Source organism: Polyangium jinanense (assembly GCF_028435365.1).
Window position 1 is genome coordinate 316,358 of the sequence record NZ_JAGTJJ010000004.1, and the last position, 14,574, is coordinate 330,931.

Genomic DNA, 14,574 nt, shown 5'->3' on the forward strand with positions numbered 1-14,574 from the left:
GCGGCGCCTTGCAATACTTGCAAGGCGAAAACCGCCCCTGATACGTTTCCCCCGTGACGAACCTTCCTCCCTGTCGCGTTCACCGATGGATGAACTGGATGCCTGCCCGGATCGTTCGGGCAGCGGTTCGGCGAGCATCCGTGATCACGGCCGGTGCCATGGCGGCGTCCGCCCTCGCGGGCTGCACGTTCGGGGACGTGCCGGAGGAAGCACAGCCCAGCTTGGGGCCCTGGTTCGATGACAACTGCGTCCCTGTGGAGTGCTTGGTCGAGTGTTGCCAGGGGTGGAACTACTCCGAGAAACCGCTCCTCCACGGGGGACAGGTGTATGGCCCTCCGTGCGACGAAGTCCGCCAAAAGAATGCCACCTACTCGGAGTATGTTTATCTGATGCAGCAGTTTCAAAATTATTGCAGTCGGGATTTCGTCTACTTCGAATCGGGGTATTGCCATGTCATCGATCCACCTGACGTGGTCAAAGAATTCAGCCCCGATGGCCAGATCGTGTACGCGGGGTTGAACTTCTTGGTCTGCCCAAAGCGGGGACAGTATGCGGCGCACCCCATGGACGATGTGGAGATCATCCTCCAAGAGTGAGGGGCGTGGGCTGATCATGCTCGTGCGCCTCCTCGCGATCTCCGGCATCGTTTCCACCTTCATCTGCCCCGCGGAGGTGTTCGCCCAGGAGGGCCCCTGCGCGCCCCCCGAGTCCTTTCAGGGGTACTGGGGCGCCGGGCAGGTGCAAGTTAGAGAGCGCGTGGCGGGGATTCCGGTCCTCGCCACGTCGCGTTTTTCATACAGGCAGATGCGGTACTCTCCCTGCGCCAGCGGGACGCCCGTGCTCCCTCCTGGGGTCGGCGAAGCGAGCATCAGTGTGGGTATCCCTCTCTTCGACAACCGGCGTGGCGGGTGGATCCTGCAAATGGCCGCCCGCGGGCAAGGCTCGCAGAGGCCGAGCGAGCCCGTGAGCGGCATCGTCACGGGCGCCCCTGCCACGGCCGGCCACCTCAATCTCTGGGAGACGCCGCTGCCGTTGATCCAGCTCACTGGGGCGGCGTCTGCAGCCATCCTGCCGTGGTCCCGGGACGTTCCCCTGTCGATTGCGTATCTCGGCGGTATACGGGTCTACGCCGTTTACCTGAAACACGCGCAGGCGAACCTGGGGTTCATGGTCGGCGGTACCAACGTCAGCGTCGACATCGTACCCTCGTTCGCGTTCCGGGGGAGCGATCTGACGATAAGGCGTTACAGGATGGCGATCGGCTTCGAGCTCCGCTCACCCATCACGTTCTCTTCTGGCCCGGTACCTCTTCAGTGGCGGCTCTGGGGTGCCTTGACCCTCGCGCTCGAAAAGCTCGACGAAGGCAGGACCGACCGTGTCCGCGGAGCACAGACGCAGCCGCCTTCCTCCGACCTGGTTCGTTCTCCCCCCGAAGCAGCCCCGCCCGCCCAGACGGCCTGGGAGATGACGTTGTGATCGCGTTCGCTCATTCCTTGGGCAGCGCCCAGATGCGACGGCACTCGCGGCGTGTCCATTGCATGCCTTCGACCAAGTTTTTCTTGCTCTGAGCGTCGTGCTCGATGAGGGATTCGTAAATTCTTGCCGATTCACTTCGCGTCAGCTCGTCTTCGTCCAGATGGGCAGGAAACTCATCGAACTCAGCGCACTTGTCGAGGCTGTTGAGAAGGTACTCTCCAATCCCCGGAGGGTCCGCGCACAACGTGCCGTGTGCCAGGACGTGATAGAAGTTGATGTGATCGCCGATGGTCCCGCAAACATAAGCATTCTGCAAAGTCTCTCGCACCCTGCATTCCTGGACCTCTCGCCGTAGAGCCTCGACCTTGGCCACCTCCTCCGGCGCGGCGTCTTGCGTCACAGCGACAGGCGGAGCGATCTGCTCCTTCGCGAGCCGTCGCAATTCCTTTCGACACGCCGCGATCTCTTTCTTCGCCTCCTTCGCGGAGACAGGCTCCGCGCTCTTCGATCGGGCCGGCGGCCTTCGCTCTCGGGTCGCCCAACCGACCAGCACGCCCCCGCCGAACACGAGGGCGACCACGGTCAGCCCGACGAGGAGACGCACGACGAGGCCGGCACGCTCGGGACGCTCGTTCACAGGGGAACCTCGTTGGGCTTCCGCTGCTTCGACCAATCCACCCCCGGAGGGTACTTCGGGGGCGTCTCGGTACACGTGAAGACGAACTCTTTCAGACGGCGGAGCAGCTCTTCCTCCGTGAGCGTCCGATGGATCCGGACCGCCTCCGCGACGAGGCTCGATTGCTCCTTCGTGAGCTCGTCGGCGCGAACGTCGGGGGGAACGTCTGCGAACGCGGCGCAACGCTCGAAGTTCTCCTCGACGAGATCCGCGGCCCGCGACTTGGGCCCGCACATCAAGCCATCCTTGGGCAAGGCCATCAACGCATGGAATTGACGGGCCGCGGCGACGCAGACCTCCGCGCTGGTCAAGAACGCGCGCCTCTTGCATTGCGAGAGCTCCCCTCCCAGCGCCTCGACGGTGGCGGGCTTCTCGGCCGCGTCTCGGTTCGCTGCCTCGGGAGGAGCCGCGGCGTCCGAGGGGGTCGCTCGTGCTTGCGAATGGGCCGCCAGTTTTTCTTGACACGCCGAAAGCTCTGCCCGCGTCGCGCGATCCGCAGGCCGTTCCGCTGGGTCCTTCGAGGAAACTGATGGGGTTCGTTCCGGAAGCGACCTGCCGACGAAAATGCCAGCACCGAAGACACAAACGAACAGAACGGCCGCTGCTATGAAAGCAAGCCGGGGACGCGGTTTCTTGGCACGATCCATCGTGTATTCGATCTCTTGTCATCCTAGTCCTCGGCCAGCACCTGTCCAGAGGGCTGCCGTGAACCGCACGCGTCTGCGCGCGAACACCCCCCTTCCCCCTGCCCGCCATGTGTGTTAAGCGGGCTCACATGTCCCAATCTTCCCTCGATCCCGCCCTTTACGCCCGCGCCCCGATCATGACCCTCGAGGGCGGTATCACCTTGTGCCGCGTCCTCGCGGAAGCTTGCCCCGCGGGGATGCCTTCCTCGGTGAACAAGGCCGCCAAGCGGCTCGTCGATACGGCCGAGGCCGCGCAGGTCGCGCATACGGCGCGCAAGAAGGCGCTCGGCAAGGGCACGGACGAGGATTCGCGGCCCATCGACCGTGCGGGCGACAATTCGTGGAGCGCGCTGCGCGGGCGGCTCCAGTCCTATACGTTGCTCCCCGAGGCCACGTATCCGGACGCGCGACGCTCGAATGAGATCCTCGCGAATCTGTTCGGCGAAGGCGGCCTCTCGTTCCTGACCGAGTCCTACCCGGAGCAATATGCCATCGCCGAGTCCGTGCTCCGGCGCATCGACGGCGAGGGATTCGCGACCGATATCGACCGGATCGCGGGCAAGGAGTTCCTCGACAACGTGCGCACGCAGCACGTCGCATATGGCAAGATGGTCGCGGGTCTCCTCCAGCGCGAAACGGCGCTGACCGAGGACCTCGGCGAGCACGTGCGCGCCATGGGGGAAGAGCTCGTCGATTACGCGACGAAGGTGCTCGCCACGGTGGAGCGAGACGAGCCGGCGACAATCACGCGGGCCCGGACGGCGCTGCGGCCGATCGACGCGTTCCGGGAGGCCACGCAGAAGCGGCCTTCGGGGGGAAACGCGGTCCAAGAGGCCGGAGGGTCTGCCGCGAACGGGTGAAGGCAACACGCGGCAGCCGATCGGCATGTCCGAAGCCCCCGCAAGGGGCGCGAGGAGGCCGATCGGGTGGGTGGCGCAGCTTCGATGGCGTTCCCGGGAGGCCGCGAGGTCCCCGGAACCGGGCTGAACGGGTTGCGGAGAGCCCGAACGGGCTGTTTGCGGCGGTTGCGGCCTACCCGGGTAGGCCATTTGGCTTGCCAGATCACAAAGTGGGGCGGTAGAACCTGCTTGTATCCTGGAGAAGCCTGGGGGTAGCCTTACAGCCCGAGGTGGGGCATGGGGAACATCGGGCAACGTGTGCGTGGCGGCGTCGCGGGGGTCGTGGCAGTTTTGGTCGTGCTCAGCTTCCTCCCTGGCGCCCATGCACTGGTTGAGAACGGACGAGCACCGGCTGCGTTGCAGGCCGACCCGCCGGTGGTCGCAGAGACCTGGGCTGAGCTTGTACAGCCGGACGTTCGGGTTGCCTGCGCCATGACGGACGGTTGTCAATCCGACCCGACCCCGGAACAATGCAAACGCGCGCACAGCGATTGCGCTTACGCATGCTACAAGCATGCCTGTATCAAAGAGGGGCGCGAGTGCGATCGTTGTCGAACCTGTTGCTCGACGCAACTCGACCGATGCCTCAACGAAAAGAAAGCTGACTTTGGGGGTTGCCAGTGATCGGTCACATCAACGCGCGACCAGCGAAGGATCTCCTTTGGCTGCGTCGTCTCTTCGTGGTCTTTGCGGTGCTGACGACCGGCTCGGCAGCTCGCTCGTATTGGGTGAATCGCGGGAATTTCGACCATTTCGATCTACTTTATAGCGCGACACTCCTTCCGCTGGCATGGGGCGCGTGCGTGGTCGCATGGCGTGGCCTCTGGTCGGCGTTCGTCCTGCTTGCGGTCGTATACAAGTCGATCAGTGCGTTCGGCGCGTTCGTGTACTTCCTCGACATGGCACTTCCCAGCTCGATGTTTCACTCGAGCAACCACCCCGAGTACCTTGCCTGGAACTTCGCGAGCCTGGCGCTCTCCGAAGCGATCCTCATCTACCTCTGTCGGAAGTATCCTCCCGACGTCCATGGGTTCGCCCCCCGAGAGTCCGTCGGCCCAGCGCTCAGGGTGCTGCAAGGGGGCTTCCTCCTCGTAGCCATCGCCATGACGCTCGACATCGCGCCCACGGTGGGTAGGCACATGACCCAGGAAGGCACCCACGACCACAACTGTGCCTGGGTGTTTGCGGATTTGTCGATGGTGGTCTTGCTGGGCTACGCCGGTATCGCAGGACTGCGGAACAACTGGCGAGCCTTCGTGTCGATGGGCCTCATCGGTCAGACCCTCACGGCATTCACGAATTTCACGCATCTGAAAAGCGACTACGAAGACGCTTACGGCACCGCCTACGCCCCCATCGACCTCTCCCGCAACCTCCCCGTCTTCGCCTTCGCGCTCTTCAGCGTCGTCTACCTCGCCCTGCGCTTCCCGCCCCGCCTCACCGCCCCCGCGACGCCCTCTGCCTCCGCTGCACCCTCTCCCGCAGCAGATTGAACCCGAACACCGAAATCGCCGCGAGCACCGCGCCCATCGCCAGCCGCTCGTCCCACGCGTGGAGCTTTCCCCACGCCGCCTCGACCGCTTGCCCGAACAGATACCCGAGCCCTGTGACGATCACGGCCCAGAGCGCCGCCGACATCACGTTCAGCACGAGGAAACGGGTCATCGGAATCCGGCTCAGGGCGATCGCGACCGGCGCCACGTTGCGGAGACCATAAAGGAAGCGGAACCCGAACATGAAGAGCACCGGGTGCCGCTCCAGGAGCGACGTCGCCCGCGCGATGTGCGGCCCGAGCTTCGGTCGCCGATCCACGAAGGATCGCCCATAACGCCTGCCGAGGAAATACGCGGACTGGTCCCCCAGGACGGACCCGACGAACGCCGTCAGCATGACGAGCGAATACCGAAGATGCCCCTGGTGGGCCGCAAAGCCCCCGAGGATCGCCACCGTCTCCCCCTCGAAGAACGTGCCGATCAGCACGGCGACGTACCCGTACGTCTCGATCAGATGTTCCACGTCCCCCCCGTGGCGTCACCCGCTCAGAACACGATGCGCCCCATTTGAAGCCGCACGCCCGCCGATTTCGGCGTCGCTTGCACGAGCTTGATCTCCGTCTTGTTCAAAAGGACGAGCGTGATCCCCGTCGCCACCATCGCCGCGCCCACGCCGAGCGTGACGAAGCCGCCCGTCGTGAGCGCTCTGTTTTCCCCCTGGGTCACCTTTCCCTCGTTGTTCAGCGTCGCGCCATCGGCGCTGTACCCAATGCCCAGCATGATCGCGCCGCCGAGGACGGCCGCGCCCCCGAAGCCGCCGAAAAGAAAGCCGAGCTGCCTGCCGAAGAAGCTCCCGCCGTTCACGTGCGCCACGACGTCGCCGCCCACGTTCGACAGGACAAATCCCCGCGACGGCACCATTCCGTCGGCGCCGAAGAAAAAGACCTGATCCTTGCGCCCGTCCACGATGCGGTCGCAAGGCGCCTCGCATGCCGTGCGCACGAAGATCCCCTCGCCCGCCCGGTCCGAGACCACCCCCGAGATGCGGAGGAGCTTCACCCCCGGCCGATCCGCCTCGATGTGAATGCGCGGCGTGCCTTTTCCCGGCTCCTGCGCGGGCTCTTTGGCCGGCTCCGCCGCGGGCGGCGGCGCAGGAGGCGGCGGCTCTTCGGGTTTGGCAATGCCGGACGGCGGCGCCGTGGGCTCGGCGGCCTCGGGCACCTTCGGCGACGCCGGGTCCTGCCCCGGCGTGGGCGGGGCGCCGGGCGGCGCCGCGGGCGCATCGGGCGGGCCCGGGACGGCCTGGGCAAACGCGGACGGCGCGAAGGCAAGGGCGACGAGGACGGAGGCAAGGCAGGCAGAGCGCATGAGGCTCTCCGATACTGGCGAAAGGCGCCTCCGGCAAGGGGAAATACGATCAGCGGCGCCACTTCCGGCCGAAGAGGAATCGAATCGCGCCGGGCGCCCGCCGCCGCCAGTGCTTTTCGTTGTGGGCACCGCGCTTTGCTGCGACGAACTTGAGCGAATACGGATCGTAGCCTCGCTCGACGAACTTGTGCGCGAGGCGCTCGGCCGCCCGCAAGAGGCCGCCGCCCGCTTCCAGCGCGCCCGCGTCGAGGTAAATGCGCGAGACGCGCGGGCGCGGCTGCGAATCGATCCAGTCGAAGATCGCGCCGTGCCCGATCTGCAGCGACGGCGACATGCTCATCGCCAGGCCGAACCGATCGGGCGCGCGGAGGTGCACGTAAAGCGCGGCGAGGCCGCCCATCGAGGAGCCACCGACGCCCGTGTCGGCCGGATCCGTGGATACACCGAAATGATGTTCGATCTGGGGCCCGAGCCCGCCGCGCATCCAGTCGAGCAAGAGCTCGAGCCTTCCGGGACCACTTTTCGTGGGGAACGGCGAGAGCTCCTCGATGCGCTCGTGCCCGCCGTGGTCGATGCCCACGATGACGGGCACGCGCTCGCCGCGGGCCGCGAGCCGCGCGCCGACCTCGTGCAGGTGCCAGCCGCCGACGAACGAGGGTTCGTCGTGAAAGAGGTTCTGCCCGTCGAAAAGGTAGAGCACGGGCGGCTTGCCCGGCGTGCGTCGCGGCGGGACGTACACGCGCACATGGCGCGCCGAAAGGCCGGGGACGTGAAACGGGCCGAGGAGATGAACGGTAGGTGCGGACATGAGGTAATCGAGATCGCGCGTACAGGACACACATGCGCCGCGCGAGGGCGCGGTGTTGTTCCACATTTTCGGCGGTCTTGCGAGGCCGCGCGCATGGATGGTAAGGGACGTATCGATAATGAGCCATGAAATCGAAGGCTTGATCCGCGAGGCCGGCCTGCTCGAAGGCCTCGGGCAGGAGGCGACGAGCGCCCTGCTCGAGCGGATCGTCGTCCAGCGGTACGAATCCGGCGCGCAGATCGTGCGGGAGGGTGAAATCGGGGACGCGGCCTTCGTCCTGGTCGAGGGCATTTGCCAGGTCTTCGGCGCACGGCCGGGCGGAGGCGTGATCCGCCTCGCGCGCCTCGAACCCGGCGCACTCTTCGGCGAGCAAGCTCTGCTCGGCCGCGCAGGCGGGCGAAGGGCGGCCACCGTGCGCGCGACGGGCCCCGTTGCCGTGGCCCGTATCGCCGCCCAGGATTTCCGCAATGCCTTGCCGACCGACCACCCCCGCCGCGAGGCCCTCGTGCGCCTCGGCGAATCGCAGCTCCGCGACCGGCTCGTGCAGCAGTCGAGCCTGTTTCGAGCGCTGCGTGAGCTTGGGGGGGCCGAGGGCCTCGAACAGGACGGTCTCGGCGCCACGCTCGTCACGTACGAGCGCGGCGAGGCGCTTTTTTATCAGGGCGAGCCTGCCGACGCCGTATACGTCGTCATCTCGGGGGCCGTGGGTGTTTATGCCGAGAAAGGCGGGCGCCCGCAGCTCCTCTCACGCGTCGAGGCCGGCCATTGCGTCGGCGAGCGGGGCCTTTTGCGCCGCGAGGCCCGCTCCGCCACCGCCCTCGCCGACGAACCGGTCACGGCGTTCCGCGTCCCGGGCGATCGATTCCTCGCGATCCTCGAACGATCCGCCGAGCTGCGGGAGTATTTCGACAGCCTGGAGAGCGTGTACGAACTGCCCCACCGCGGATTCGTCACCATCTTCGCGGGCCGGTTCCTGGGCAAACCCTGCATCACCTCGCTGTATCACCTGCCCCGCGGCCGCCACGCCGTCGCCTCCCACGTCCCGGGCGAGGAGCTGCACCACCTCGCCGTCAGCGAGCCGGGGCTCGAAGGCCCGCCCGACGAGCGCGGCAAATATCGGTTCATCGACGCGCGCCGCGGCCTCGAACGCGAAATCGTGGTCACGCCCGACGACGGCCGCATCCTCTCGTTCACCGCCCGCGGCGATTGGGTCGATCTGCCAAAACTCTTCGCGCTCGCCCTCGAAGGCGGCTCGCTTTCGCCGTGGCAATGCGCAGCGTTCACCGAGACGGGCTCCATCGACCTCGAATCGCCGCCCTCGCTCCGCCCCGACGACGAGATCGTCTGCACCTGCATGCGCGTGCGCCGGCGCGATCTCCGCCGCGCCATCCTCGCCGGCTGCAATACGCCCGAGGCCATCCGCGACCGCACGCGCGCCGGCAGCGCGTGCGGCGCGTGCCTGCCCCGCATCGCCGACATGCTCGGCAAGAGTGCCTGGACCTCGGCCGAGATCGTCTCCGCCATCGATGTTTGTCCGGGCGTGCGCGCCTTCCGCCTCGTCCCTCGCGACGGCGAGGTCGTCCACGCCGAGCCGGGCCAGCACATCGTCATCCAGGCCGAGATCGACGGCCGCTTCATCGAGCGGCCCTACACGCTCTCGGCGCCCACGTCGAGCGGCCATTACGAGATCACGGTCAAGCGGCTCCCGGGCGGCGTGTTTTCCACCTGGCTCTTCGAGCGCCGCCCCGAGGACGCGCTCATCCGCATCTCGGCACCCGGCGGCCATTTCACGATGCCGCCGAACGATCGCCCGGTCGTGTATCTCGTCGCCGGCATCGGCGTGACGCCCGCAATCGCCGCGTGCCGCGCGATCCGCAAAACTGGAGGCTCCCGCCGCGTCCACGTCGATTACTCGGCGCACAGCCCCGCCTCGGCCCCTTATGCCGACGAGCTCCACGCGCTCGCCGCCGCGAGCCCGAACGTCACGGCGCGCATTCGATTCACCGAGGTCTGGGGCCGGCTCGGCGCCGCCGAGGTCGCTTCGCTCGTCGACGCCCATCCCGACGCCGAATGGTTCCTCTGCGGCCCGATTCCCTATCTCCGCGCGATGAGCCAGCTCCTGCTCGAACAGGGCGTGCTCGATACGCACCTCCACATCGAGGAATTCATCGCGGGCAACGTCGTCGTCGCGCAGCCCGGCCGCAGGCCTTCCTTGCTCGCGCCCGCGACCATCGTGCCCCCCTCCGTGCACGTGCCGCCGCTGCATCTGCCGCCTTCCTTTCCCGCGAGCCTGCTCCCGAAACCCCCGCCGGCCGTCAATATCTCTTATGCGCCGGGCTCCTCCGCGCCCCCCGCCGCGCCGCCTCCCGTGAGGCCGCCGAGCGTCCCCCCGCCGCCCTCGTCGGTGCCGGCTTCCTCCAAATCACGCACGGACGGCGTTTGTCCTTTCGCACACGGCACCCACCGCGAGGATGGGATCGGCGTCATTCCACCGGTCGTCGCGGGACAGGATACGGGCGTCGCCGAGGAGGCGCGGGCCTATCTCGCCCAGTTTTACCGGGAAAAGGGCGCGCCGCGGGCCTTCGAGGTGCGATGGGCCCAGGTCTCCGCCGAGCTCGAACGAACGGGTACCTACGTCCAGACCTACGACGAGCTCTCTTTCGGCGCAAAGCTCGCCTGGCGCAACGCCACCCGTTGCATCGGTCGCCTCTTCTGGAACGGGCTCGAAGTGCGCGACATGCGCCATCTCACGGACGAAGACGAGATCCTCTCGGCCCTCGTCGAGCACATCGAGCTCGCCACGCACGGCGGGAATCTGCGCGCCATGATGACCGTGCTCGCCCCCGCGAATCGCGCGGGCGAGGGTCCACGCATCTGGAACGGCCAGCTTCTGCGATATGCGGGCTACCCGAACCCGGATGGCACCATCACCGGCGATCCGGCGAACGTCGAGCTCACCACGAAGGCGCTCGAGCTCGGCTGGAAAGGCGGCCCGCGCACACGCTTCGACCTCTTGCCGCTGATCGTAAAGTTCCCCGGCCGCGAGCCGCGGTGGATGGAGATCCCGCGGCGTGTCGTGCGCGAGGTGCCGCTCGTGCACCCGGATCTCCCGTGGTTCGCCTCGCTGGGGCTCCGCTGGTACGCGCTTCCGGCCGTGTCCGAGCTGCTGCTCGACATCGGCGGCGTGAAGTACCCGGCCGCGCCTTTCAACGGCTGGTACATGGCGACCGAGATCGGCGCGCGTAACTTCAGCGACCCCTATCGCTACAACATGCTCCCCGCGATCGCCGAGCGGCTCGGCCTCGACACGCAGCGCGCCTCCTCGCTCTGGCGCGATCGCGCGCAGGTCGAGCTCGTGCGGGCCGTGGTTCACTCGTTCGAGCGCGCAGGCGTCAAGATCGTCGACCACCACACGGCCGCCGAGGACTTCGTGCAGTTTGCCCAGGCCGAGCAGGGCCAGGGCCGCTGCGTGCACATGCGCTGGAGCTGGATCGTCCCGCCCATCGGCGGCAGCGCGACGTCGGTGTTCCACATGGATGAAGACCACCACCCCGACGTCATGCTCAAGCCGAACCTCTTCTATCAGCCGAAGGCCTGGGCGCCGCCCAGTTGATCCTCCGCCATTACGGACGACGAATTTCTGACGGGGACATGCGTCATCGCACTGGCATGATGCCACAAATCAGCACTATTCCGGCGTAAGAGGGGGTTACCCTACGGAATTCTCAATGGAGTAGCGTAGTTTTCCTGCCTATTGTTTCGTAGACGTGTCGAGACAGACTATGCAACGGGCGAAAACCATGTAGGCTGCTTGCTGGGATACGATTCACCGGGAGGTCCGCTTCAATGGCTCCGCACGTCCTTCTCGTCGATGACAGCACCACGGTTCGCATGGTCATCGCGGCGGAGCTCCGCGAGGCGGGTTTCCGGGTCACACCCGTCCCCACGCTGGATGCCGCGCGCCGCGCGTTCGCGCAGTACCGCGAGCGTGACCCGTTCGACCTCGCCATCCTCGACGTGCTCCTGCCCGATGGCGACGGGATCGACCTTCTGCGCGAGATCCGTCGTGATCCGGCGCTCGAACGCCTGCCGGTCATGATCCTCTCGAGCGACGCGCGGTTCGGTTCGCGACTGCGTGGCCTTGGCGTGGGCGCCGACGATTTCGTGGGCAAACCCCATTCGAAATCGTTCCTCATCAGCCGCGCCCACATCCTCACGGGCAATCCGCAGGCGGAGGCGGCCCCGCGCGCCTGGCGTGTGCTCGTCGTCGACGCCGACGCCGGCTTGCGCGAGGCGCTCGAGAAGGTCCTGCGCATCGGCCACGGCTGCGACGTCGTCTCGCTGGAGAGCGTCGACCAGGCCGCGCAGTTCCTCGACCTCGAAGGCGCGGGCGTCGACGGCGCCGTGGTCGACCGGCGATGTTTCCTCCGCGTGCTCGGCCTCCTCCGCTCGAAGCAACCGAACGGCGTGCCCATGATCGTGCTCGACGATTCCCCCTCGGCCACCTGGCCGCCCGTGGCGGCGGCAAAGCGCAATTCGGCCGTCGCTGCCGCGCTGGTCATGCCTCGCACGATCGAGCCGAGCACCGTGGCCGAAGTCATGATGCACAGGCTGGTCGAGGATGCCCCGTCTTCCGTGTCGTCGAGCAGCAAAATTCCGATCACCACCATTGACGCCGTGCGTCGACTCGCGCGAGGCGCCTGAACCATTGGTGGGTTCACCCTCACCGAAATGACAGAAAGCTGAAACTCGTGGGCGAGGGTGGCGGGTAGCCTTCGTTTGCCTTGTCCAAGTCCACCGTCGATCCGACCGCGCTCGACATCGAGCTTCCTGCGGTGCCTTTTCCCTCGGTGCCTGCGCCGGCGCCCATGCCGCCCGCCCGGCCCGAAAACTGGACGCGCAGCCTCTTCCACGTCGCCTCAGCGTTGCTTGCGCTCGTCATGCTCCGCATCGTGCCGAGCCGCGGGTGGCTGATCGCTGCGAGCGTATCGCTGGCCGTGTGGGCCTGGTCCTGCGAGATCGCAAGGCGCCTGAGTCCGGCCGTCAACGAGCGGCTCATGCGGTTCTTCGCGCGCGTCGCGCACCCGATGGAGCGGCACCGGGTCAACTCGTCCACGTGGTACCTCACGGCCCTGGTCGGCCTGTCGATCTTCGCGCCCTTCCAGGCGGCCGAGCTCGGCGTCGTGGTCCTCGGCCTCGCCGATCCGGCAGCGGGCTTCATCGGTCGGCGCATCGGGCGCACGAAGATCCTTGCGAACCGCTCGCTCGAAGGCACGCTCGGCTTCTTCGCCGTCGGCACGCTCGCCGCGCTCGCAACGCTCACCGCCTTCCACGGTCTGCCGCTCCCCGCGATGTTGCTCATCGCCTCCGCGGGCGCGGCCGCAGGCGCAATCGCCGAGCTCGTCTCCTCACGCCTCGACGACAACTTCACGATCCCCGTCACGGTCGCGATCGCCGCCTCCATCGCGGGCGCGTTCGTCCCGGCGTCCTGATCTATCCTGGGCGCCCATGCGCCCGCTCCTCGGCTTGCTCGCCTTCCTCCCTTGCCTCGCCGCGTGCAGCGACGAGCCGCCCGGCGCCGACGCGCCGCCCGCGCCCGACGCGGGCACCGACGCAGGCCCGGCCTCCTTCCGCAGCGCTCTCTACCCCGAGGACTGGACGCCCTCCTTCACGGACGCCGAGGGCCACTTCCTCCACGACTTCTCCTACGCGGGCTACCACCACGCCGAAGCCCCGCCCGGCGCGCCCGCGGCCGCGCCGACCTTCGACGTCGTCACGCACGGCGCCGATCCCACCGGACAGACCGACGCGACCTTGGCCGTGCAAGCCGCCATCGACGAGGCCGCGGCCCAAGGCGGCGGGATCGTCACGTTCCCCGAGGGGCTCTATCGGATCGACGACAAGCTCGTCGTCGCCGCGTCGGGCGTCGTGCTGCGCGGCGCGGGCCCTGCGAAGTCGCGGCTCCACTTCACGCGATCGGCGGGCATGAGCTACGACGCGCACCTCGCCTTCGTGGGCAAGGCCGAGCCGAACCTCGAGCTCCCGCTCGCCGCCGACGCGATCTCGCGCGCCGACGTCGTCGAGGTCGAAAACGCCGAGGACCTCGCGCCCGGCGACGACGTCCTCCTCGGCTTTGTCATCACGCCCGCCTTCATCGAGGAGCACGGCATGACGGGCACGTGGACGGCCTTCAACGACACGTGGCAGCCCTTCTTCCGCCGCACCGTCGTCGCCGTCGACAAGGCCCAGACGCCGCACCGGATCACGCTCGACGCGCCGCTCCGATACCCGGCGAAGCTGCGCGACGGGGCGAGCCTGCGCCGCGTCACGGGCCTCATCCGCGAGTGCGGCGTCGAGTCGCTCGGCGTGTCGAACGCCGTCTCCTGGGCCGAGGCCTGGGCCGAGTCGCAGGTGCACGCGATCGACCTCCGGCGCGTCGTCGACTGCTGGATCAAGGACGTCGCCTCGTTCCCCTCGCCCACGGCGCCCGCCGAGGGCCCGGGCAGCGGCGCGCACCTCGCCTCGGGCGGCATCCTCCTCGAAGAGGCCACGCGCGTCACCGTCGACCACGTCTCGCTCGGCCTCGCCCAGAACCGCGGCGGCGGCGGCAATGGTTATCTCCTGGAGATCCGGCGCTCGAACGAGATCCTCGTCGCGGACAGCGAGGGCGACGGCGGCCGGCACAACTTCATCCAGAACTGGGGCTTCGGCACGACGGGCTGCGTCTTCTTGCGCGGAAAGAGCCGCAACGGGAAATCGCTCACCGACATGAACGACGCCTCGGGCTTCACGGGTTTGTCCGAGTTCCACCACTCGCTCGCCACCGCGAACCTCATCGACGCTTCGACCTTCGACGACGGCTTCTCCATCGTGAACCGCGGCGACGAGAGCACGGGCGCCGGGCACACGGGCACCGAGAACGTGCTCTGGAACAACCGCGGCAAGGGCGCGCTCCGCTCGCTCCAGTTCGGCACGGGGTATGTCATTGGGACCGAGGGCCTCTACGTCACCACCGCGTCGCCGCTGCCCATGGCCGAAGGCACGATGCCCGTCGACTGGGTCGAGGCCCTCGACGAGGGCGACACGCTCGACCCGCCCTCGCTCTACGAAGATCAGCTCCGCCGCCGCCGCGCCCGACTTCGCTAGGCCGGAGCTCGCGCCCACGTCC

The 14,574-nt window shown here is 67.6% G+C and carries 13 protein-coding genes; 8 read left to right on the forward strand and 5 right to left on the reverse strand.

Going from position 1 to position 14,574, the window contains the following annotated elements:
• Positions 1-389 precede the first annotated feature (389 nt).
• Positions 390-596 carry a hypothetical protein gene (locus KEG57_RS12660; protein ID WP_272458497.1) on the forward strand — a complete coding sequence of 69 codons (207 nt, stop codon included), beginning with the start codon at positions 390-392 and terminating at the stop codon, positions 594-596.
• 16 nt (positions 597-612) lie between these two features.
• Entirely contained in the window at positions 613-1,476 is an 864-nt protein-coding gene (locus KEG57_RS12665; protein ID WP_272419853.1) for a hypothetical protein, read from the forward strand.
• A gap of 10 nt (positions 1,477-1,486) precedes the next feature.
• Here KEG57_RS12665 and KEG57_RS12670 read toward each other — a convergent pair whose 3' ends face one another.
• Both KEG57_RS12670 and KEG57_RS12675 read right to left on the reverse strand, forming a co-directional pair.
• Entirely contained in the window at positions 1,487-2,113 is a 627-nt protein-coding gene (locus tag KEG57_RS12670) for a hypothetical protein (RefSeq protein ID WP_272419852.1), read from the reverse strand.
• Positions 2,110-2,463, reverse strand: coding sequence for a hypothetical protein (locus KEG57_RS12675; protein WP_272419851.1), 354 nt, complete (start codon positions 2,461-2,463; stop codon positions 2,110-2,112). Before KEG57_RS12675 ends, KEG57_RS12670 begins: the two co-directional genes overlap by 4 nt.
• A gap of 464 nt (positions 2,464-2,927) precedes the next feature.
• Here KEG57_RS12675 and KEG57_RS12680 point away from each other — a divergent pair, with 464 nt between their 5' ends.
• Both KEG57_RS12680 and KEG57_RS12685 read left to right on the forward strand, forming a co-directional pair.
• The gene (locus KEG57_RS12680; RefSeq protein ID WP_272458498.1) at positions 2,928-3,698 is read left to right on the forward strand and encodes a hypothetical protein; all 771 of its coding nucleotides are present in this window, start codon (positions 2,928-2,930) and stop codon (positions 3,696-3,698) included.
• A gap of 659 nt (positions 3,699-4,357) precedes the next feature.
• On the forward strand, positions 4,358-5,230 hold the full coding sequence (locus KEG57_RS12685) for a hypothetical protein (RefSeq protein WP_272419849.1): 873 nt from the start codon (positions 4,358-4,360) through the stop codon (positions 5,228-5,230).
• Here the strand turns inward: KEG57_RS12685 and KEG57_RS12690 are convergent.
• From KEG57_RS12690 to KEG57_RS12700, 3 genes are read right to left on the reverse strand one after another with little or no spacing between them, the layout of a single operon-like run.
• Positions 5,175-5,753 (reverse strand): DedA family protein, encoded by a 579-nt coding sequence (locus tag KEG57_RS12690; protein WP_272458499.1) that lies wholly within the window; start codon positions 5,751-5,753, stop codon positions 5,175-5,177. The two genes, KEG57_RS12685 and KEG57_RS12690, sit on opposite strands and share 56 nt — an antisense overlap.
• A gap of 23 nt (positions 5,754-5,776) precedes the next feature.
• Positions 5,777-6,598 carry a hypothetical protein gene (locus KEG57_RS12695; RefSeq protein WP_272458500.1) on the reverse strand — a complete coding sequence of 274 codons (822 nt, stop codon included), beginning with the start codon at positions 6,596-6,598 and terminating at the stop codon, positions 5,777-5,779.
• A 49-nt stretch (positions 6,599-6,647) separates the two neighbouring features.
• Positions 6,648-7,406: an alpha/beta hydrolase gene (locus tag KEG57_RS12700; protein WP_272458501.1), complete on the reverse strand. Its 759-nt coding sequence runs from the start codon at positions 7,404-7,406 to the stop codon at positions 6,648-6,650.
• A 118-nt stretch (positions 7,407-7,524) separates the two neighbouring features.
• Here KEG57_RS12700 and KEG57_RS12705 point away from each other — a divergent pair, with 118 nt between their 5' ends.
• From KEG57_RS12705 to KEG57_RS12720, 4 genes are all read left to right on the forward strand, one after another.
• Positions 7,525-11,019 carry a nitric oxide synthase oxygenase gene (locus tag KEG57_RS12705; RefSeq protein ID WP_272458502.1) on the forward strand — a complete coding sequence of 1,165 codons (3,495 nt, stop codon included), beginning with the start codon at positions 7,525-7,527 and terminating at the stop codon, positions 11,017-11,019.
• A gap of 233 nt (positions 11,020-11,252) precedes the next feature.
• Positions 11,253-12,110 (forward strand): response regulator, encoded by an 858-nt coding sequence (locus KEG57_RS12710; RefSeq protein WP_272419844.1) that lies wholly within the window; start codon positions 11,253-11,255, stop codon positions 12,108-12,110.
• An 80-nt stretch (positions 12,111-12,190) separates the two neighbouring features.
• Complete coding sequence (locus KEG57_RS12715; protein ID WP_272419843.1) at positions 12,191-12,898, forward strand: diacylglycerol/polyprenol kinase family protein; 708 nt, start codon at positions 12,191-12,193, stop codon at positions 12,896-12,898.
• 16 nt (positions 12,899-12,914) lie between these two features.
• Positions 12,915-14,552: a glycosyl hydrolase family 28-related protein gene (locus KEG57_RS12720; protein WP_272419842.1), complete on the forward strand. Its 1,638-nt coding sequence runs from the start codon at positions 12,915-12,917 to the stop codon at positions 14,550-14,552.
• Positions 14,553-14,574: the final 22 nt, after the last annotated feature.